A 20,582-nucleotide genomic window follows, 5' to 3' on the forward strand; every position below is an offset into this window, starting at 1 on the left:
CAGTTATAAATGGGACGGAACCATAAGTGATAGTATGCCCAGAGAATTTACACGAAAGGATATTGAGATATTTAACAAGCTTGCTCCTGAAGCCGGAGGAAGATTGACATCCAGGGAAGCAGGGCATCAGTTTCCCTTTATTCTGCGCCCGGTCTCACACAAGTTCGCCGAATCGTCGGAAGATTTCAGGAAAAGGCTGGAGAAGCTGAGCCCTGATGAGCTTGATTACCTGGTAGGGCTTGCTCTGGAAGGAAAGGAAGACGTTCAGTCTCTGGACGAGGATTTTGAAGAGCTGGCTACAGTAGTTGCCGAAAAATTGTCTCCTGAGAGAGCAAAGCAGCTAAAGGACTTCGTGGGAGTTTTCTGAAAGGACAGCTGAAAATGCCTCCAAAACATCTATTTTTCGGGACCGGGGGAATTCCGAGAAGCACAAAAGGAACAAGCAGCATCTCAGGCATCAAGAGGATCAGGGAACTTGGCCTTGACTGTATGGAACTTGAATTCGTCCAGGGCGTACGCATGGGTGAAAAAGGGGCAAAAAACGTCCTGGAAACTGCAAAGAAAGAAGAAGTAGCCCTGAGCGTCCATGCCCCGTACTATATCAACCTGAATTCCTATGATGAAGAAAAATTAAAGGCAAGCCTTGAGAGGATCTACCAGGCTGCAAGGATAGGCAGCCTTTGCGGGGCCGAATCTATTGTGCTACACGCAGGTTTCTATCAGAAAAGCAGCAAAAAGCATACCTTTGAAAGCGTTTCGAAAGCCCTGAAAGCGATTACCGGACAGCTCAGGGAAGAAGGAATCCCTGCAATCCTGCGCCCTGAGACGATGGGCAAGCGCACTCAGTTTGGAACACTTGAAGAAGTGCTTGCTCTTAGTGCAGAGATTGAAGGAGTTATGCCCTGCCTTGATTTCTGCCACCTGCACGCACGAGAAGGAAAGGAAAATTCCCATCCCGAATTTACGGAAATTCTCTCCCAGATCGAGGAAAGCCTTGGAAAAGAAGGGCTTTCAAATATGCACATGCACGTCGCAGGAGTGGAATATGGCCTGAATGGGGAAAAAAAGCATTTGAATCTCAAGGAATCGGATTTCAATTACCCCGACCTTATGCAAGCCTTAAAGGAATTCAGAACCAGAGGGAGCGTAATACTTGAAAGCCCTGTTCTTGAACAGGATGCACTTATGCTGAGGGAACTTTACGACAGGATATAATTTTAATTCCATGATCTAGTTATAAAATCTGCCTGGGGGCTCAAGATCAGGATGAAAAAAAGTATTTCTTACTTAGTATTTCTTACTTATTACTTAAACTCTTTGAAAAGCTTACTAAAAAGCTTACTTACTAAAAACTTAATATGTACTTGGTGTTGCAAGCACATATTATTCAAAACATTATTCAAGGTATTCAAGGAAAGATTCCGGGAAAATCAGGAAGGAAAAGCAATTTCCCTATCTTATTGAATCCCACTCCAGCTATATTGCTTACCACTATAGCGTTTTTCGCCCTCTGCTGCTTCCCCGTGCTTTTTCATAGCTAATTTTGCCTTGTATTTTATTAACAGGTAGACTCCAGCCAGGCCAACAAAAGTGTAGATCAGCCGCGAGATAAAAGATCTCTTTCCAAATATAGCCGCTACCAGATCAAAGTTCAGTAAACCTACAAAACCCCAGTTAAGAGCGCCTATTATCGCTAGCAGCTTAGATGGGATGTATAGATTATCCGGCACATCGGGCATTTTATGATGCATCTTTGTCAAACCTCCCCACTGTAACAGAGCTTTATAAACGACAGATCATTTTCCCGGAATGAAAACTCCAGGCTTCCGGATGATCCAGCGATTTGCTCTCGTAAATAGTGTTAGAGCTAAGAGATTATGAATCTATTCCCTAACCTTGCTATCTTGTATAAAAAATAAATGAATTTTCAGATTATACCCTCGATTTTAATATACTCAAAAGAGCTGTAGTGAAAGCTAAGAAAAGGGGAAAAAAGGAAAAAGGAGGAGAGATTATATCTTTAGCGTTTCAGGGCTGTTCCCACTCTCTTCGAGCCAGGGGCAACCTTCTTCCCTGTTAACAACTCCGACCGTAAATTCTATCCCGCTTTTTTCCACGTATTCCTTTATCCTTTTAAGGGCATGGTCCACCATCCCGCCGGCTGTAAGGATAAGGCAGCGTTTTCCGCAGAGCGCCATCAGGATGGATTTGTCTATAACGCCTGAGGTAACGTCCAATCGGACTCCGTCCTGCTCGGCAAGGATTTTACTTTTCTTGCCCATAGCCCCGACAAAGACAATTTCCCCTTCCTTAATGATTTGCTTTATTTCAGGCAGGGAATAGCTGTCAGTGTCATAAAGCAGGACTCCTCCGGCTTTAATTCCTTTACGTTTTAACTCAACAATAGCCCTTCCGTCCGAATGAATATGCAGCACAGTGGCGTTAATTGCCTCGTAAGGCGACTGGGTTGCATATTCCCCGTACATGACCCCAAGGTTCAGGTTATCCCCCTCTCTTACGCCAGGGGGAACTTCAACCCACATCAGGTCAAGAGGTTTTAAGGTATTGACAAGCTCAGGTATGGTTTTGGGGGAATTTCTACCGTACGCAAGCCCTCTTCTCTCGATTTCATGGTAAATTTCAAGGGTGGTGGGCTGTCTGAGCCCGGCTTTTTTAAGAAGTTCGGGATCTTTGAAAACCTCTGCCGGCGTGCCCTGGCCTATGATCTTGCTGTTCGACAGGAGGAACACATAGTCAGACCATCGGTATGCCAGGTCCACATCATGCGTTGAGATAATGATAGTGCTCCCGAAGTGGTTAAATTCATTGATCAGATCCATTATTTCGTCTGCCCCTACAGGATCGAGATTCGAGAGCGGCTCATCAAGGATAATCACTTCGGGTTCCATTGCCATAATTCCGGCAATTGCAACCCTTTTTTTCTGCCCTCCGCTGAGATGGTGGGGGGGCTTGTCCTTAATCCGTGAAAGTCCAACCTGCTCAAGGGCAAGCTGAACGCAAGTATCGACCCTCTCTTTCGAATAACCGAGATTTGAAGGCCCGAAAGCTACATCCTGGAATACCGTGGGCGCAAAAATCTGGTCATCGGAATTCTGAAAGACTATCCCTATAGATCTCCGGATTTCACGGAGGGATTTTGAATCGTACTCCAAAGGAACGCCGTGGAAAAGAACTTCCCCCTGGCTCGGCTTAAGGGTCCCGTTAAGAAGCAGGAAAAGGGTGGACTTACCGGAGCCGTTCTGCCCTACAAAGGCAATTTTCTTTCCTTTCATGATTTCAATATTCAGATCCTGAACAGCCACGGTTCCGTCAGGATAAGCGTACTTAAGGCCCCTGGTCTCAAGAATAATCATAAACTTTTACCTCAGACAATAGATGCGTTTTTTGTTAGATAAAGAAGTGCGAGAGTCAGGAGAAAATAGGCTGAAGTAAGGAGCAGTTCAGGTGCCCCTACAGGCCTGTGCACTTCGAAAAGTGCCATTTTCCCATCATAACATCTTGAATTCATGGCAAGGAAGAGTTTGTCTCCCTGTTCCCAGGAGCGGACGAAAAGGGTGCTCCCAAGCATGCCCAGGGAGCGGATAGACCGCCTGAAACTCGAGTATCCCAGCCTTACGGTCTGGGCATACCTTATGGAGAGAGCCATGTCAAGGAAGACGAAGATGTAGCGGTAAATCAACATGGAGAGCTCTATAAAGGACTCTGGAAGCCTGGAAGCTTTAAGTACCGCAAAGAGCTCGATCATCGGGGTTGTCAGCGCCAGGAAGTAAAGGCAGCACATCCCGCTTACTGATCTCGCAAGTACCAGCAGCGCAAGCTCAAACCCATCTGCCCTTACATCGAGAGGATAACCCAGGAGTTCGAAAGACAGAATTTCAGGTCCCGAGCCTGAAAAAAAGGCTATTATAAAAACCCCGACAGCCGCAAAACTCAGGGGAGCCAGCAGAAGTTTTACATAAAGCGAAAGGGGAGCTTTGCCAAAAGTAACGGTTGCAAAGCTCATGCAGAAAGCTATGAAAAAAGGAGGGATAGGAGACCTCGAAGAGACTCCTGCAAGCAAACCGAATAGCACTATTGCCAGTTTCAGCCAGTTGTTTCGGTGCCTGAGAGGGCTCATAAGGGCATAGTCGTCAAGGATATTGGTCATATTGAAAACCCGCAGAAAGGTAGATGAAACCTGAAAATTAAAGGTTAAAAATAAAAGGCAAAAGATAAAAACCTTCCTACCTGAGAAGAAGGAAACATAGAGAAAGAATAAAAAGAGGTTACAGGGACTGGCTATCCCCTTCGGACTTGTTTATTCCTTTGCGGGCAAGGTCGTTTTCGTATCTCTTTTTGGCCCTGTAATACCCGAGGAAATATCCCAGGACACCTGCACCTATAGCAGCCTGAAGCCCAAAGAGGAGGCTTTCGATTTCGCTGCTTGGAGGCTCCCAGAGGGGTTCTGCTACAGGCTCATAAGTTCCGCCGGTAGCTTCTTTTATTGCGTCTTCAGCCTGCCCGTCAGCTCCCATATATTCTGCATCTGTTGTCGAAGACATGTAGATAAACTGGATTGCAAAAATCAGGACTATGGCAAGCACAATGATTTCCAGTTTTTTGCTCATGCGGAGCTCCCTCTAAGTTTTCTAACAACTGCAGCTTCAATTACTTTCATTTCTACAAGAATATCACTCTTGACATTAACCACATACTTGAAGAGCAGAGCACTGACCGCGCCTTCCATAATTGCCAGAGGCAGCTGCGTTAGCCCAAAGATAGCCCCGAACACCTTAAGCTGAGCCAGAAATCCTTCAAAGGTAAGGATTCCTCCCTGAGGATAAGCAAGAGCAAGCTGTGTGGAAGTTACACCATAAGTTACCCAGTCTCCAATAGCTGTAGCAAGGAAGACAACGAAATAAAAATTAATTCTGGCTTTCATTCCTGCTTTGTAAACAATATATGCTGCCAGAGGGCCTGCTATACCCATGGAAAATACATTTGCTCCAAGGGTTGTCAGCCCGCCGTGGGCAAGGAAAAGAGCCTGGTACAGAAGCACTATTGTCCCGAGCACTGCAGAAATCGCCGGCCCGAACATGATTGCTGCAATCCCGGTCCCGGTCGGGTGAGAGCAACTTCCGCTAACAGAAGGCAATTTGAGGGCAGAGAGCACGAAAATAAATGCACCTGCAACAGCCAGGAGAGGCAGTATTTCACGTTTTTCACTTACCAGCCTGTTCATTTTATAAATCCCGTACAGTATCACCGGTATGGATACTGCAAACCATAACTGCCACCAGGGGGTGTCTAAAAAACCTTCCATTATATGCATAGGATCACCATGGGGATATCAAGTAAACATTAGTGGGCTTAAGGCAAGTTAAATTGAGTTCATTTATAGATAAAGGTTACGGTGAGGCAGAAGCGAGTGCGTGAGAGCGAATCAAATTAATTAAAAGGTAATAATATTCTTAGAATGAAGGAAGTATAGAGTAGAACAAGTAAACTTGAATCAATACTGGGCATAAACCAGGCAGATAATTATATCCAATATATAATAATATTATAAAAAAGGCAATCAAACGGATTTAACATCTGGAAGAAACCGGAATTTACAGGGAAACTAAATATTACTATTTAAAGGACAGGCTACACCCAAATATGAAAAGCTAAATTGTGTAGAATCGATAAAAAGGGAAGAAAAAAGAAAAGGGAAAAAAATAGAAAAATGGAGGTTATAATCAAATACAGTTTCCGTTTTAAAACCCTGGAAGACGGGCAAGAAAAAAACAAATTAAAGCAATGTAGATCAACTAAATTTGCTTTAGTAACTTACTATTGTACTTTGTATTACATAAATATATCTATTTTTTCCGTACAAAAAATAATTTTGGAAAGATCGTTCAGAAATGTAAGTAATAACAGAAAAAGAAACTAAACGTCAGGAAAAATTTGAGTAAATTATGTGAATTGGCTAAATTAAAAGACAATTTATTCAACTTATCTTGAGAAGCTTAAATTAACCACTAAAAAAAGCTGTCAGATACGCAACTGCAAAATAACGCCCGAACTTTCCAAGGAAAACCAGAACCGAAAAATAACGGAAAGGGAGCTGCATAAGCCCGGCAGCCATGGTAATTACATCTCCTATGCCTGGAACCCAGGTGAAAAGCAGGGTGTAAACGCCATATCTATTAAAGAGCCTTTCACTTTTCTCAAGCTGCTCAGGAGAGGGAGAAAGGTATTTTTCAAGTACCGGACGCCCTTTTAGCCCGAGATAGTATGTTGTGCAGGACCCGAGAAAATTGCCCAACGTCGCCACCATAACAACAGAATAAGGATTGAAACCCTGGTAAATGAGAGCTATTATCAGCGCTTCCGACCCTAAAGGCAAAACCGTGGAAGCCAGAAAGCTCAGGACAAAGAGATTAAGATAGCCGTAATCGGCAAGAAAGGAAGTAAGGGCTTCAAGCATTATACTCAACAATCGTAGTACGGTATTTTAAGCTGTCGTCTCAGGCAATAATCGCACGAGATACCGGTAGAAATTGCTGGTTAAAGCAAAGAGGAAGTTCAGTCAGGATAGCGACAGAATAACGGCAAAGTGACGTAAAAAAGAATTGGAGAGCCGGAAGTCCCGAATTGGGATTCCAGCTCATGCGCCGTACAGGCACTGAAACTGTATTAAAGCCCTTTTTTCATGTTCTGGTATGAGCCAGTACGCTTTAACACCAGAGCCAGAAGCGCATATCAGTTTTGAATCAGTTTCTCCTTTTCCGGAGGATAACAAATGCTGCGGCGAGTACTCCAAGTGTGGCCATCCCGCTGAAGAAGGGAGCTTCTTCAGTTACCTCATAACTTTCACTCAGACCCCCTACCTCAACTGTATATGTTCCTGGCTCGTCCTCGGTATGTGAGAATTCGACTGCGGTGCTCTCACCCGGACCAAGGCTTATATTTTCGGAATCAACCGGTTCGTTATTAACCAGTAAATCCACTCTGGATTCTCCTGCCGCATTTCCGGTATTCGTGGCATCCGCTCTTATGCTTACCGCAGTTCCTGCCTCAATTGAAGCAGGTTCTATTGTGAGGTTCGAGAAAGTAAACTCCGCTACGTTTTCTATCACCTCAATTACGGTTTCCCCTTCTTCATAACCTTCTTTTGTAGCATTTACCGTATATGTGCCCGGAGCAGTAACCCAATGTGACACGGTACCGTTTGCGTTAGTCTTTTCGTCAATTCTCTGTCCGCCGAAGAATATATCCGCCCCGGCAACAGGCTGGTTTTCTACGGAATCGGTAACCGTTATGCTGATCTGGTCTCCTTCCCGTACAGTTTCAGGCGAGACTGCAACCAGAAGCTTCAGGACCCCTTCCGAAACAACATCAATACTCTTACTTCCGGAAACATAACCTTCCCGGCTTGCAGTTACAGTGAAGCTGCCTTCGCTGCTCGGTGTGAAAGTCAGGTTACCGTCATCGCCGGTAGTGCCTATGCTGTTGTTTCCAACAAAGACTTCAACGTCGCCGACAGAAACATTTCTCGCGGTTACCGTGATATTAGCCTGTCTTCCTACCTCAAGGACATCAGGCATTTCGATATTCAGTTGTTCGCCTTCCCCGGTTTCGATTTCAACAAAGGGATAAAAGCGCAGGACTGAAGCATCGGCAACCCTGAATTTGACATTGCCCATCAGGTCAACAACATCATCTCTTGAAAGGGAGATTGAGTCCTCGTTTCTCATTGTAATGCCGGAATCGGAAATTGAGCTGATCTCCATCTCACCGAAAAGATCTCCCTCGGAAATTTCTATATAATCGTCCGAGATCTGGAAGATGCCCTCCACAAATACGGCATCTGTCTCGCGGGAACGGAAGACCGTACTTACATGGACTGCAATGACCGGGACATCTTCAGCGCCTCCGATATCGGCTTCATACACATAGTCTCCGTTTGAGGGAATTATTCCCGAATCCAGCTGTTCTCCGTTCCTGTAAAGCTCAAAGAGTATTCTTTCCCCGTTAACATCGACCTCGGCTGCCCTGAGAGAGTAGCCATTCTCAAGGGCTAGAGAGGAGCCTGTGAAAAGGGACTTTTTATCGTCATCATCAATAAGGACTTTTGAAAGGACATTGTCCGAAAGCACACTTACACCATTCGAGTTGCCAAGAGTGTCTTCAGGATATCCTGCAAAATACTGTTCTGCCATGAAGCCGACAACCTCATAGCTCCCCCAGTCATTATGCTCGAATTCAACACGTGCCGGCCTTGTAGAATACACGAGGGCTTCATCATCAATTGTCCTGCCATCGAGCTCTTCAATAACAAGGCTTTCAGTTGAGACATTTTCGTCGATATTATAATAGAAACCTTCGAAGTTAAAAGGCGTCCATACCGTGGTATCAAACCTATCATCGTGTACGGTTCCCCTTAACTCATAGGTTCCGGGCTCGGAGGTTTCGACTATAGGAGCAAAACGAAGCTCACTGGCATCAGCAACTACAAAACTCAGCTTACCCATGATATCGATAGTGTCGCCCCTGCCAAGCGAGATAGAATCGCTATTCCTCATTCTTATGCCCGAGCTAGAAGTAGAACTTACCTCCATTTCTCCGAATTCATCCCCGTTCTGGATTTGCACGTACTGGTCCGATATCTGGAAAATCCCTTCCACAAAAACTGCATTGGTCTCTCTACCGCTGAAAATCTGGTCGAAATGGACTGCAATCAGCGGCACATCTTCAGCATCCTCGAGGTCGGCCGTGTACACATAGTCATTATTGGAGGAGAGGAAAGCGTCATCAATTATGTTGCCGTCCTTTTCAAGCTGTACCCAGACGGTATCTCCGTTTATATCAACCTCAACTATGTTCAGGGAATACCCTTCCTCAAGAATGAGAGAAGAGCCCGTATATAGCGATCTCCTATCATCGTTATCGGTCAGAACCTTTGAAAGCTGCCCGTCCGAGATAACGCTGATCTCGTCATCTGCAAAGCTTGAGTTTTCATTGTATCCTGCAAAGTAGCGCTCAGCCATAAACCCGATAACTTCATAAGAACCCCAATCAGTATACTCAAAAGCCGTTTGTATGGGTACTGTTTCATACCGCAGGTTGTTCTCTTCAATTGACCGGCTGCCCTCACTAAGCTGGACTGTCAGATTCTCGGAGCCTTCTCCGGTGTCCAGATCATAATAAAAGCCCGAATAGGTTTGAGGCGTCCAGGTGTAGGTAAGGTTCTGGTTTGTATTTTCGTCCCAGATACGGTTGCCTGTCGAATCCGAAACCTGAGCAGCCGCATTTACAGGCAGCAGCCCGAGCACCAGAAATAAGCATAAAATCTTCATGTAGTTTTTAATCCCCAAATAAGGCCTCCTCTATGTTTTAAGAGGCGGGAGTGCAGTTTTCAGGTTTCCGAAAGAAAAAAGCAGGAAAAAAATAGTTTCCTCAACGTCCGGAATATGTCCTTAGTCCAGATACCCCGCCTATCTGAGTTATATCAAAGGTATTCAACTATATCCATTTTCTAATATCTCGGGCATGAAATAAAAAATTTTTGGATATTGGATAAATTTTTTTTGGGAAATCAAGTAATAAAAAAATTGAAGGTTCTAAAAGAAGGAGTTTTATGCCATAAAAATGTTAGAGCCCCTTTAAAACGGATTTTTGATAACATAGCAGATCCATATATTGTAAGTTTCAGGATGAAAGAAAAATAAAACCGGAAAATACCTTTATTACAACCAGGCTTGTTAAGACTCAGGAAAGGACGGAGAGTGGAAAATCATATTTCGGACGTAGACATTCATAAATTAGCTTGAGAGTATGCAACAGACAGGAATCTCCCCCTCGAAAAAATTTGTAGTCTTGTTGCTAAATCTTTTTAGTTGTCCCTTTTAAGATCCGGGCGTTGAACCGCGACCGTTGCGCCGAAACCGTTGCGCCGGTTTATCACGCTCCGGTTATGTTGGTTTAGATAAATCATTAGTTTTTGATCAAACTTTTTTTGAAAAAGTTTTCGCTCAAGCCTTTTTTGAAAAGGCTTGCGGTCAAGGATTTTTTGAAAAGGCTTGCGATCAAGCTATTTTTTGAAAATATTTGTGACTCCACAAGTTATAAGTTTGAGGAGGGGATTTCTGACACTTATAAGCAGGAAATCAGCGTAACTCAGATTTATTCTGCATTGTAAGACCGAGTAAAATATGGAGCCGTCCCTGGCATGGAAACGTATACAGTCATTCCCGAAGAATTAAAATTGGCAGTCCTTGAGAGAATAAAACCCACAGCGGTTGAGAGAGAAAAGCTTCTGGCGATCCAGAAGGAACTTGTCTCGCAGGTAGAAGCAGCAGCCGAGAGGCTTGGCATCCCGGACGTGCTTGTGAAGATGGTAGGCTCTGCTGCCAGAGGCACCTGGCTTTCAGGCACGCACGATATTGATGTCTTTATAAGTTTTCCCGAAGAGACAGCCAGAACGGAACTCGAAACCCTGGGCATGGCAATTGCCAGGGAAGTGGCAAAACATGCCGAACATGCCGAAGATCGCCATGCTGAACACCCTTACCTGAATATCATTTACAAAGGCTTTGATGTGGATCTTGTGCCCTGCTTCAGGGTCGCTTCGGCTTCCAGGATCAAATCCGCAGTTGACAGGACACCTTTTCATAACGATTTTGTCAAGCCCCGCGTAAAAGGGCGTGAAGACGAGGTCCTGCTCCTGAAACAGTTTATGCGCGGAGGCGGGGTCTACGGCTCGGAATTGAAGACCCAGGGCTTTTCAGGCTACCTGACCGAACTCCTTATAATTCACTACGGCTTCTTTGAAAATACTGTCCGTGCAGCCTGTTCCTGGAAGCCCGGTCAGAAAATCGACATAATGCGACACGCGGAAATCGAGCACATCGAACCGCTTGTAATGGTCGACCCTACCGACCCCAGGCGGAACGTAGCAGCAGCCCTTTCCCTTGACAAATTCTGCATGTTCATAGACCACTGCCGGGAATTCCTGAAAAGCCCTGAGCTCAGCTTCTTCTTCCCAGCTACTTCTCTCCCCCTGAAGGATAGAGAAATCCTGGCAAGCCTTGAAGCCCGGAAGAGCACCCAGCTTGCAATCGTCTTCAAAACCCCCGATGTAGTAGAAGACGTGCTCTACCCCCAGCTCTATAAAATGGAGCAAGCCGCAGCCGCCCTTCTGAAAGAATATGATTTTACAGTTATAAAAACCGGGATCTGGTCAGGCAAATCCGAAACCGCAGTCCTTCTGGAACTGATCTCCGGCACCCTCCCCAACGTGAAAAAGCACGTCGGCCCCCCCGTCTGGGTCAAAACCCACGCCGAAAAGTTCAAGGAAAAGTACCAGGAGGCAGCTGACGGCGTCTTCGGAGGCTATATCGAAAACGGAAAATACGTCTTTGAAATCCGGCGCAAATACCCGACTGCAAAAGGGCTTTTAGAGGATCGGCTCATGACCTGCTCACTTGGGAAAAGCGTATGCCAGAGCGTGAGTGAAGGTTTTGAGATTATAGAGGATGCAGGGATTTGCAGGTTAAAGGATACTGATTTCAGGGTTTTTTTGAGGGGATGGATGTAAAAAGAATTTGCTATGGGATAAAGAATGTATTCAATTAGCTGTTTGATTGAATAAAGTGAGACTTTTCCGTGAAAGTTATTTTTAAAAAACTTTTTTGCCCCTAAAATAAAAAAACCATTTTAACGGTTAATCTTATTGAAACTTGTGGTGTTAGGCAGTTGATAAACCAAGAGAAAATTCATAATAAATGCCTTAGCGATGATCCGAAAGAACGTATTGAGGCATTAAAGCAGCTAATGTATAAGTTTTCACGACTGCCTGATAAACAAAAGGCTTGGAATGACTTCATTAGACTGGCAGCTGATCGGAACATTCATGTGAAGCGGAATGCAATTTCTGCCCTTGATTCGGTATTTTCTCAAATAACAGATAAACAACAGGCATGGAATGAATTACATCGATTGACCAATGATCAAGATAGTGATTTGAGGCAGGGAACTGCCTACTCTCTAGGTGCAGTTTTTTCTCAGTTACCAGATAAACAACAAGCTTGGAATGATTTACATAGACTGATCACTGACGGAAATAGTAGGGTGAAGAGGGGAGCTACCTATACTCTTGGTTTGGTTTTTTCCCAATTATCGAGTAAAGAACAAGCTTGGAATGACTTGCAGAGCCTGGCCAATGACAAAGATCGTGGTGTAAGACTTAGAGCAGCCTCTGCCATTGGTTCTATATTTTACCATATACCAGATAAACAGCAGGCATGGAATGAATTACATAGACTAACTAACGATCAAGATACGGGTGTTAAGGCCTACGCAAATCATTCTCTTGGGGAAATTTCAATATTCAAGGCTTCCCAAGCAGAAAAAGAAGAAGATTACAAGAGAGAATTAGAAGAAGCAATTGAGTTTTTTGAAATCGCAGCACAGGAGGATAAATGGGGTAGTCCATCTCAATTTTGTCTTCCCTTTTACCGTTCTTTCCACACAATAATTTTCAAAAGGCAGGAAGCACAAGAAGAAGTGGGGAAATACCTAGCAGAAGCTAAAGAAGCCGTTAGAGGTTCTAAAAGTAAAGAACTGCTCTTCGAAGCTGTTGAAAACCTTGCAAATGCATTAAAAGAAGTCCAGAATTCAGAAAACCTGAATTTAGAGGCAAAAAAAGATGAGCTTAAATTTTATAAAAAATACTGTGATCGTGCAGTAGAACTAATGAGAGATACTGAAGAAACAGCACCTTTTGCAACAATAGCAATGAGAAAAGGGCTGCCTATTCTTGACAGAAATCTAAAAGAACTTCTCGAAGAGATTCAAAGGAAAGCAAGGATTGCGTGCAATGAATCGAAAGGGACTGATGCAGAAGAAATTGCGTGCACCATTAATAGAGAAATCCAAACATGGGAAATCGGCAATCAAGAAGAAATGACTTTTAATGTGGAGAACTTAGTTTTTACTTTAGAAGCAAATACTCCACATAATCCTCAAAATAATTTCCTTCTTGACAGAATTAAACAAATTCCTGAGCAGAAAGATGTGTCAAAGCAATACAATATGTTAAGTTCCATAATCACACTTATTATCAATTCTTGTCTGGAACAAAAATTACAGGATATCGGAGAAAAAGTTGATAAGGTCAGCGACAAACTTGAGGAAATAACAATCTCCCTTAAACCTGGAATCAGTGAAGAACTCATTATACATGTTGGTCCTATTTCTCAATGGGGAGGAGTTGAATACACTTTGACCATACCTTTACAGGATATTTCATATCCTGAACTGAAAGAGGACCTCCAGAAGATAATGGGGAAAAAGATAGACAAATTATCCAAGATGCCCTCAGGTTTAGCTGGTAAAGTTAGAGATTATTTGATCCAGAAAAATATGTGGAGTTTTCTTGATAAGCTGACTTGAACTCTGTCTTTTCTGCTTCTACTTTAAAATCCTGAATATAATCGTCAAAAAACAAAACTCAATAAAGACCTACAAACCCCTCAACCCTTTTCTGATAATATAAATACTGCTGTGCATACCCGCAATATTGCCCGAAGTATTCCCTTCCCCAGTCTCCCATTCGGCTCAGGTTCGTGCAGTTTTCAAAGAAATTATCGTCGATATGGTAGTGCTGGATTATCTGCCTGATGTGGGTGTCTACGGGGAAGGCTTCCATTTTCTCGAAAGCGAATAGGAGCACGCAGTCGGCAACTTTTTCCCCGATTCCGCGGAGCCTCATGAGGCGTTCCCGCGCGTACCGGTATTCCAGGCGGAAAAGGACGTCAAGGTCAAGCTCGCCGGAAGCCACTTCTTCGGCTGCAGCTTTTATGTTCTGGGTCCTGAAGCCCAGTTTGCATTTGTCAAGTTCGGCGGGATTGGCATTTGCAAGGGTTTCAGGCTCTGGAAAGCTGAAATAGTTGGGTTCGATTTCCTGCCCGAAAGTCTGGCTGAGCAGGCAGATCCGTTTCTGGATTGTAGGGATGCTTGAGGCGGTTGCTAGCATATAGGAAATCAGGCACTCCCAGGGGTCCTGCCGGATGAGCCGCAAGCCCCGGTACTTGCGGATAGCCCTGTCGATAAGCAGGTCTCGATTTATGCTCTGGTAGATTGAAGGCAGGTTGTCGTCCATGCGGAAATAGCGGGAAAAAAACTCAGGCGGAAGGTTTGAATCGACAATCAGATGTCCATTGTCCTGCGAAAGCCGGATGACATGGTTTCCGACAACTCCTGTCCACCAGTCCCCGTTACGCTCCCAGCGGAAAACCTGCCCGCAGTCGAGTGTATAATTGAGATCAAAAAGCTGGGGTTTAAGTCTGTACATCCAGCTCAAGCCCCCTGAGGAAAATTCCTGCGGCTAATGTATCCCCGAGCCCGACAGTGGTTACAGGATATCGGGAAAGCAGAGTGGGGAGTATGCAGAAGACATAGCCCTTCCTGAAAGCATAAGCCCCCTGTCCGAGGGTTTTTCCATTGAAAGCTTTAAGGAAGGCTTCAAGCTGCTCTCTTCCGAATGCACTTTCCTGAAGTTTCGAGGCTTCTTCTTCCACGAATTCCCGCCCTTCAAGCCGGCCTGAAGCCGCATACGCGGCTGCACACCTGACTCCGAAATCAAGAGCTTCAAGTTTTTCTCCGGCTTCCCTCTGCAAAGCCGGACTTTCAGGATTTTCAGGATTTTCAGGATTATCCACTTCTCCCGAGGTCCGGACATTAACAGGATTTTCGGAATCCGGTTCGGAATTAGAAGTAAAATTCGGTTTAAATACGGTCAGCACAAATTCCCTGGTGTGAATAAAAATTTTCTTAAGCCCATTCCGCGAAGCCAGCCTGAACGCTGCATCGGCTATGGCTTCAGCTTCCATATTGTGGAGCCCTTCTCCGGGCACTCCGTGTAAGTTGTAAAATATTGCAAGTTCATCTTCATTCATTCCGAGGCTATCGGAAAGTTTTGCAAAACGTAGAAAGACTGAATTTGCAATTTCTTTGCTTGCGAAGTGCCCGAACTCCAGGTGAATCCTGAGCTTATCATTCCTGGCTTTCCAGTTCCTGAGCCGGGAGAGGGTATTATCAAGAATTGTTTTATAGGTACTGCCGTCCGGATAGGTTTCAATAAGGAGATGAAAACCCGATATGAGTACACCATCAAACTCGCAGGCGTGTTGAAGTGCATACTGCTCAAATGCAGGGCTGACAAAGAGCCTCAGATTCAGGTGATCGCAGGTCGCTATGAAGCGGTTTTCCCTCGGAACCTTTACCTCAGTCCCGTACAGGGAAAAAACCTCACCCTCTGAAAAATCAAATACGAAATGTATAGGTTCTTGGCTGCTGGAAAGGTTGCTATTATTTTCTTCAGGTGTCGTCCCGCCGTCTCTCTTGAAAGAATTGGAAGCTTCCGGAAGGTAGACTGCTTTTTTTGAGAAGAGGGAAATCTGGGTTTTTGAAGGCACTGCAACGTTAGGAACTACCCTGGACGCGCCCAGCTGGGAAAGGGCATTTGCCATTATTCCGGCGTTTCCTCCCATCCTTACGATGGATTTTCCAAAATACCGGCTTTTAAGAAACTCAAAAACGGATTTCTCAAAAACAAGCCATTCGGCTCCGCTCCCCTCTTTCATGCAATAGGCAAGCCCTGCAACAAAATCCGACTCCGAGATTATTATTCCCGGGGGATTCTCGATTTTCTCAAGGATCTCAGCCGCCTGGAAAGTGTCCAGAAGTTCCGAAATCTCGGTTCCGCTGATCCGGTATACCGAGTCTATATTAACATTATAGCCACAAAGTACATTCATCTAACCAGTTCCTGTGTCCGGAATGGGAGGTTTCGGATTAAATAAAGGGAATTTATTTTCCTGCCTACTTCTGCTTCATTGTTGCAAGCATGGCTGCAAAAGCTCCTGCTGAGATAGTATCCCCTATTCCCACCGTAGATTTCGGTTTCTCGACAACTTTGGAAGGAATGATAACCGCATTATGATCTGCCCCGTAAAGATATCCGAACTCGAATTCCTCAGGAGTGCAGAGCCTCTTCCCTACACAGTAAAGCTTGAAGTTTTCCAGGTCTTCAATGCCTTTACCTGAAACCGGAACTTCCAGCCCTGCGGCTGCCTCGTCAAGATTTTCAATATCTCCCGTGAGGGCTTTAGCCCCGGCAAGGGTTGAGGAAAAGAGCAGGGCGTCCCTGTGTTCTTTAAGTGTAAGAGGATGACCTTTTGCAAGGATACAGATGTAAAACCCGAGAGAATGCACGTGAACCCTTTCAAGCGACAGGTCTTTTAAAAGCTGAACAGCTCCATGATAAAGCGAGGTTATCCCGTTCTCCTCTTTTCTTATCACGGAATAAGAGAGTTCTTCATGCCCCAGGACGTTCAGGGCATTTGCCACCTCCACAGTATCAAGGCCCAGGGAATGGACATGTCTGGCAACGATCTCAGTCAGGATGGCCTTTCTTATAACCCGGTTCTGGATGGATGTAAGCTCCACATGGATGCGGAGTTCGGGATTTAAAGCCTTGAGTTTCTCGATAACTTTCACGGAATGCGAAACATAGTCTTTATACGTAGACCCATCCTCATATTCCTCTTTTATCATCTGATAACCTGAAAGCATCGCCCCGTCAATCGGGTAGAGCGATTCAAGCTGCTCATAGATTTCCCTGTCCATGTCCAGACGAATCCATTTCGGGCGTGAGGAAATTATCAGGCGGTTATCTCTTGGCACCGTGAAATTGTTCCCGTTACAGGTTACTTCCAGACCTCTGGAATACTCAAAGATCCAGTTGACTTTTGACTCGATTCCGGGTTTGAAGGCTTCCTTAGGAGGTTTGAGCACAACCTTTCCGTCTTCTAATTTAGGATGCAGAAGATTGTCAGAAGCTGCAAAATAGTCTGCCTGTTCTTCAGAAAGCCAGGGAATATATGCAACCACTTTTTTTAGCTCGAGGCGGGCAAGAAGGTTCGAAATTATTCCTGCCTGGCCGCCCATGCGCGCATAGTCAAAACCCAGGTGAGCTTTTAACCACTCATGAATATCTGACGTATGGGTAGGGATTTCAGCGGCTTTTCCCTCTCGCATGGAAATCAGCAGGCGAGCCATGAAATCCAGGGGCTCATTTATTTCCCTCGGATAAGTTTCAACTCTTTTCTGAATGTCAACCTCGTCAAAAAGCTCCATAAGCCTGCACAGGTCTTCATCCGTAAGGTGTTTTATAGCATCGATATTGCTGTTGTAAGCTACAAACATACCTTCCAGATAAGGAAGGGACTTTTTGACATTGTAAAAAGCGTCGGTATGGCGCTGTTCCCATTCTTGTATATCCACTTAATAAACCCCCTGGAGATACTTATCTGAACCAAAAATAATTTTCAGGAATAGGGGAAACCCGGTTCTTTTTCTCGAAATTGTTTCACTTATAAGTGATCCTGCGTGTAAGTAATCTTATTAATATTTCCTCTATTTCCTTTCAGATTTTTGACATTGTATCAAGTCGTGTATTCAGCATTGATTTTGACATAGTCGTAGGTAAGGTCGCAACCCCATGCAGTCGCCTGCTCATTTCCCATATTGAGATCAAGCGTAATGACAATTTCTTCATTTGCCATAATCTTTTTCAGAAGGTCGAGATCGGAAGAACTGGAAATCTCCCCGGACTTTACAAGTTCGACCTCCGCTCCTCCACCTGAAAACGAAAGGGAAAGAATTTCCTGCTCAAGCTCAGCACCAGAATATCCTGCAGCGGCTACAACCCTTCCCCAGTTAGGGTCTTTTCCGAAAATTGCGGATTTGACCAGCGGAGAACGTACAATTGCTTTTGCAGCAAGTTTAGCATCTTCGTATGTTTTTGCGCCGACTACCCTCGCTTCGATGAGTTTTGTAGCGCCTTCGCCATCTCTCGCCATTTTCTTTGCAAGCTCTGTAAATACGTAAATCAGACCCTCCTCAAAATCATCCAGGCAATCCATGCAGGGCTTGACCCCGGACTTACAGGTTGAGGTAAGAAGTACCATATCGTTCGTGCTGGTATCCCCGTCCACGACGACCATATTAAAAGTCTTATCCACGGCTATTCTGAGAGCAGCATCCAGAACGTCGGCAGGCACTTTTGCATCAGTATATGCAAAACAGAGCATTGTTCCCATATTGGGCTCGATCATTCCCGAGCCTTTAGCAATTGCCCCTATCCTGATCCCGCAGTCCATCTCAATAGCCACTTCTTTTACAACCCTATCCGTGGTCATGATCGCTTTTGCAGCTTTACGGCTGCATTCCGGAGAACTGCCCAATCCCTCAAGGACTTCAGGAAGGCGTTCACTGATCAGGGAGACGTTAAGTCTTCTGCCGATTACTCCTGTTGACGCAACTGCAACCGTATCAGGCTTAAGGTTAAGTTTTTGGGCAAGCACGGTTGCCATTTCCATAGCATCCAGAAAGCCGTCATCACCTGTAAAGGCGTTAGCATTACCGCTATTTGCAATTATAGCTGAAAGACGGTGCTGTGTTTCGATTACTCCTTTACTCAGGGTAACCGGGGCTGCGATTACCTTATTCTTTGTAAAGACACCTGCTGCAGGACCCTCCGCATGGATGACAGCCACCCCCATTTTTCCATTCTTGATCCCGTTTGCGGATACACCCCTCACTGCACAGATTCCACCTTCTATTTGCTTCATGAAAGACTCTCCTTCTCCCTCAGAGCTTTGCAAGACCTTTAATAATATCGCCGCGCGTAACAATTCCTACCACGCGGCTATCTTCAGTTACAGGAAGCCTGTTAATCCTGTGCCTTATCATATGCTCGGAAGCTTCTTCTACTGATGCCTCGGAAGAAATTATGTGCACATCCTTTGTCATGATCTCTTCTATCTTTGTGGAACCCACATCAGAAAGCATCTTCTTTGTTTCCTCCCAGCCGAGAAGTTCCCTGATAGGAACCTCGATAACCTCAAAGGGGCTTGGAAGCCAGAGTTCCCCTTTTTCAGGAATTATCAGCAGTTTCAGAAGATCCGCCTCGGTTACTATTCCCACAAGCTTTTCGCCTTTAAGGACAGGAGCTCCGCTGATATTGTTTTCCTTCAAAATTTTTGCCGCTTCCCGGACTGAATCTTCAGGCTTGCAGAAAATAAGGTTCGGGTTCATGACATCTTTTACCTTCATCTGACTATACCCCTTGAGACAAATTCCATTATTTACTTAAATCCGTTACCAGTTATATTTTCTTGCTTGGGCTTTATTTACGGAGCCGCTGCAGGCAGCCAGAGCCCCCGTGTCTCGTCCAGGCCGAACATCAGGTTCATATTCTGGATAGCCTGTCCTGATGCACCTTTCACAAGGTTATCAATTGCCGAGAGCACCACAACCCTGTTATTTTCCTTATCCGCTTCAAAACTTATATCGCAGAAGTTAGAACCCCTGACTGAGGCAAGGGAAGGAACTCCTGAAGGGAATCTTATAAACGGCCTATCCCTATAAAATCCTTGATAAATTGTCTTTAAATCGTCCGTGGAGAGAGGTTCCTTTGTAAAGAGGTGAGCAGTTGTAAAGATCCCCCTGATAGAGGGAATTACATGGGGTGTGAAACTGATATTCCTGAGTTTTCCGTCCAGAGCAGTCAGTTCCTGGACAATTTCAGCCCGGTGCCTGTGGGCTGTAAGTTTGTATGGGACGATATTTTCCGCAAGGTTAGGGTAATGTGAGGTTTCAGTAGGCGAGATGCCAGCTCCTGAAATTCCGGTCTTGGAGTCAAAAACCGCAATATCAATAAGTCCAGCTGCCGCAAGAGGGGCTGCTGCAAGGATTGCGCCTGTAGGAAAACATCCGGGATTTGCCACGAAATTCTCTTTTCCAGCTTCGGGATGGAGCTCCACAAGCCCATAAACGGCATCTCTGGGGTCGGTATGCTTTAAGCCGTAAATCTTTTCAAATTCCGAAGTTTCGAGCCTGTAGTCCGCGCTAAGGTCAATAACCTTGGTATGGCCGTCAAGCAGCTCAGGTACATAGTTCATGCCAGTTCCGTGAGGTACTCCCAGAAAGACAACGTCGCAGCGTTCCCTGATATCTTCAGAATCAGGATTTTCATACCTGAGGTCCAGGAAACCTTGAAGATGTCTGTGAGTGCCCGTTACGGGCTTCCCGGCAAGGCTTCTGGAAGTTGCCAGCTCCAGCTTTATATTGGGATGATTGACTAGCAAGCGCAGGAGTTCTCCTCCTGTGTATCCTGAAGCTCCGATTATTCCAGCCTTGATCATAAGTGTCACTGCCTGTGTAATATCAATACAAATAATTAAATTTGTTCATGGAAACAGGATTGGAGGATTTGCTCTGTTCCCTAAGCCATTGCTGGCAGCACGCTCCCATTAAGAATCAGGAGTTTACTTTTCCCGGCTCGTAGTTTCCGTCAAGAAGTCGCTGAGGGTCAAGGGAGCTCGTCAACCGTAACTGACCCCAATTATCAGGAAGCCTGATTCTCTGAGCCTGTGATTTGCAGTTTTCTATAAAGCGAATCATATTTTTAATTTTTAATCAGTAAAACTTGAGTTTTTAGATATATAAGCGTATTCCACACAGAG

17 protein-coding genes are annotated in these 20,582 nt (G+C 45.0%); 4 read left to right on the plus strand and 13 right to left on the minus strand.

Features of this window, described 5'->3' with window-relative positions; all coding sequences use genetic code 11:
- Positions 1–34 precede the first annotated feature (34 nt).
- Positions 35–367 carry a hypothetical protein gene (locus EQO05_RS03625; RefSeq protein ID WP_128503876.1) on the plus strand — a complete coding sequence of 111 codons (333 nt, stop codon included), beginning with the start codon at positions 35–37 and terminating at the stop codon, positions 365–367.
- 14 nt (positions 368–381) lie between these two features.
- Complete coding sequence (locus tag EQO05_RS03630; protein ID WP_128503878.1) at positions 382–1,215, plus strand: TIM barrel protein; 834 nt, start codon at positions 382–384, stop codon at positions 1,213–1,215.
- A 242-nt stretch (positions 1,216–1,457) separates the two neighbouring features.
- Here EQO05_RS03630 and EQO05_RS03635 read toward each other — a convergent pair whose 3' ends face one another.
- From EQO05_RS03635 to EQO05_RS03665, 7 genes are all read right to left on the minus strand, one after another.
- Positions 1,458–1,751 carry a DUF378 domain-containing protein gene (locus EQO05_RS03635; protein WP_240664314.1) on the minus strand — a complete coding sequence of 98 codons (294 nt, stop codon included), beginning with the start codon at positions 1,749–1,751 and terminating at the stop codon, positions 1,458–1,460.
- Between the two features lie 261 nt (positions 1,752–2,012).
- Positions 2,013–3,374: an energy-coupling factor ABC transporter ATP-binding protein gene (locus EQO05_RS03640; protein ID WP_128503880.1), complete on the minus strand. Its 1,362-nt coding sequence runs from the start codon at positions 3,372–3,374 to the stop codon at positions 2,013–2,015.
- Positions 3,375–3,385: 11 nt separating this feature from the next.
- On the minus strand, positions 3,386–4,168 hold the full coding sequence (cbiQ, locus tag EQO05_RS03645; protein ID WP_128503881.1) for a cobalt ECF transporter T component CbiQ: 783 nt from the start codon (positions 4,166–4,168) through the stop codon (positions 3,386–3,388).
- Positions 4,169–4,286: 118 nt separating this feature from the next.
- Positions 4,287–4,628, minus strand: coding sequence for an energy-coupling factor ABC transporter substrate-binding protein (locus EQO05_RS03650; RefSeq protein ID WP_128503883.1), 342 nt, complete (start codon positions 4,626–4,628; stop codon positions 4,287–4,289).
- Complete coding sequence (locus tag EQO05_RS03655) at positions 4,625–5,332, minus strand: energy-coupling factor ABC transporter permease (protein ID WP_128503885.1); 708 nt, start codon at positions 5,330–5,332, stop codon at positions 4,625–4,627. Before EQO05_RS03655 ends, EQO05_RS03650 begins: the two co-directional genes overlap by 4 nt.
- A gap of 687 nt (positions 5,333–6,019) precedes the next feature.
- Positions 6,020–6,475 (minus strand): YqaA family protein, encoded by a 456-nt coding sequence (locus tag EQO05_RS03660; protein ID WP_128503887.1) that lies wholly within the window; start codon positions 6,473–6,475, stop codon positions 6,020–6,022.
- 286 nt (positions 6,476–6,761) lie between these two features.
- On the minus strand, positions 6,762–9,365 hold the full coding sequence (locus EQO05_RS03665) for an S-layer protein domain-containing protein (protein WP_128503889.1): 2,604 nt from the start codon (positions 9,363–9,365) through the stop codon (positions 6,762–6,764).
- Between the two features lie 854 nt (positions 9,366–10,219).
- On the opposite strand from EQO05_RS03665, the gene cca reads away from it, so the two are divergent.
- Together cca and EQO05_RS03675 are read left to right on the plus strand one after the other, a co-directional pair.
- Entirely contained in the window at positions 10,220–11,587 is a 1,368-nt protein-coding gene (cca, locus tag EQO05_RS03670; RefSeq protein ID WP_128503890.1) for a CCA tRNA nucleotidyltransferase, read from the plus strand.
- 158 nt (positions 11,588–11,745) lie between these two features.
- A complete protein-coding gene (locus tag EQO05_RS03675) occupies positions 11,746–13,443 on the plus strand; it encodes a HEAT repeat domain-containing protein (RefSeq protein ID WP_240664315.1) in 1,698 nt (565 codons plus the stop codon).
- 58 nt (positions 13,444–13,501) lie between these two features.
- Here the strand turns inward: EQO05_RS03675 and EQO05_RS03680 are convergent, their stop codons facing one another.
- The 6 genes from EQO05_RS03680 to argC all read right to left on the minus strand — a co-directional run bounded on the left by EQO05_RS03680 (position 13,502) and on the right by argC (position 20,261).
- Complete coding sequence (locus tag EQO05_RS03680; protein ID WP_128503892.1) at positions 13,502–14,344, minus strand: DNA-3-methyladenine glycosylase; 843 nt, start codon at positions 14,342–14,344, stop codon at positions 13,502–13,504.
- Positions 14,331–15,809 (minus strand): ADP-dependent glucokinase/phosphofructokinase, encoded by a 1,479-nt coding sequence (locus tag EQO05_RS03685; RefSeq protein ID WP_128503894.1) that lies wholly within the window; start codon positions 15,807–15,809, stop codon positions 14,331–14,333. Before EQO05_RS03685 ends, EQO05_RS03680 begins: the two co-directional genes overlap by 14 nt.
- A 64-nt stretch (positions 15,810–15,873) precedes the next feature.
- The gene (gene pfkC / locus EQO05_RS03690) at positions 15,874–17,337 is read right to left on the minus strand and encodes an ADP-specific phosphofructokinase (protein WP_128503896.1); all 1,464 of its coding nucleotides are present in this window, start codon (positions 17,335–17,337) and stop codon (positions 15,874–15,876) included.
- Positions 17,338–17,498: 161 nt separating this feature from the next.
- A complete protein-coding gene (gene argJ / locus EQO05_RS03695; protein WP_128503898.1) occupies positions 17,499–18,686 on the minus strand; it encodes a bifunctional ornithine acetyltransferase/N-acetylglutamate synthase in 1,188 nt (395 codons plus the stop codon).
- Between the two features lie 19 nt (positions 18,687–18,705).
- On the minus strand, positions 18,706–19,170 hold the full coding sequence (locus EQO05_RS03700; RefSeq protein ID WP_128503900.1) for a CBS domain-containing protein: 465 nt from the start codon (positions 19,168–19,170) through the stop codon (positions 18,706–18,708).
- A 77-nt stretch (positions 19,171–19,247) separates the two neighbouring features.
- On the minus strand, positions 19,248–20,261 hold the full coding sequence (argC, locus tag EQO05_RS03705) for an N-acetyl-gamma-glutamyl-phosphate reductase (protein WP_128503902.1): 1,014 nt from the start codon (positions 20,259–20,261) through the stop codon (positions 19,248–19,250).
- Positions 20,262–20,582: the final 321 nt, after the last annotated feature.

The sequence above is a fragment of the Methanosarcina sp. MSH10X1 genome (genome assembly GCF_004099695.1).
Lineage (GTDB): Archaea > Halobacteriota > Methanosarcinia > Methanosarcinales > Methanosarcinaceae > Methanosarcina.

Excerpts from the sequence above, each read along its gene's own strand:
- EQO05_RS03650 (WP_128503883.1), bottom strand. The coding sequence starts at position 4,628 with ATGAGCAAAAAACTGGAAATCATTGTGCTTGCCATAGTCCTGATTTTT.
- EQO05_RS03630 (WP_128503878.1), top strand. The coding sequence starts at position 382 with ATGCCTCCAAAACATCTATTTTTCGGGACCGGGGGAATTCCGAGAAGC.
- EQO05_RS03635 (WP_240664314.1), bottom strand. The coding sequence starts at position 1,751 with ATGCATCATAAAATGCCCGATGTGCCGGATAATCTATACATCCCATCT.
- EQO05_RS03660 (WP_128503887.1), bottom strand. The coding sequence starts at position 6,475 with ATGCTTGAAGCCCTTACTTCCTTTCTTGCCGATTACGGCTATCTTAAT.
- EQO05_RS03685 (WP_128503894.1), bottom strand. The coding sequence starts at position 15,809 with ATGAATGTACTTTGTGGCTATAATGTTAATATAGACTCGGTATACCGG.
- EQO05_RS03640 (WP_128503880.1), bottom strand. The coding sequence starts at position 3,374 with ATGATTATTCTTGAGACCAGGGGCCTTAAGTACGCTTATCCTGACGGA.
- EQO05_RS03680 (WP_128503892.1), bottom strand. The coding sequence starts at position 14,344 with ATGTACAGACTTAAACCCCAGCTTTTTGATCTCAATTATACACTCGAC.
- cbiQ (WP_128503881.1), bottom strand. The coding sequence starts at position 4,168 with ATGACCAATATCCTTGACGACTATGCCCTTATGAGCCCTCTCAGGCAC.
- cca (WP_128503890.1), top strand. The coding sequence starts at position 10,220 with ATGGAAACGTATACAGTCATTCCCGAAGAATTAAAATTGGCAGTCCTT.
- argC (WP_128503902.1), bottom strand. The coding sequence starts at position 20,261 with ATGATCAAGGCTGGAATAATCGGAGCTTCAGGATACACAGGAGGAGAA.
- EQO05_RS03625 (WP_128503876.1), top strand. The coding sequence starts at position 35 with ATGCCCAGAGAATTTACACGAAAGGATATTGAGATATTTAACAAGCTT.
- argJ (WP_128503898.1), bottom strand. The coding sequence starts at position 18,686 with ATGAAGCAAATAGAAGGTGGAATCTGTGCAGTGAGGGGTGTATCCGCA.
- EQO05_RS03655 (WP_128503885.1), bottom strand. The coding sequence starts at position 5,332 with ATGCATATAATGGAAGGTTTTTTAGACACCCCCTGGTGGCAGTTATGG.
- EQO05_RS03700 (WP_128503900.1), bottom strand. The coding sequence starts at position 19,170 with ATGAAGGTAAAAGATGTCATGAACCCGAACCTTATTTTCTGCAAGCCT.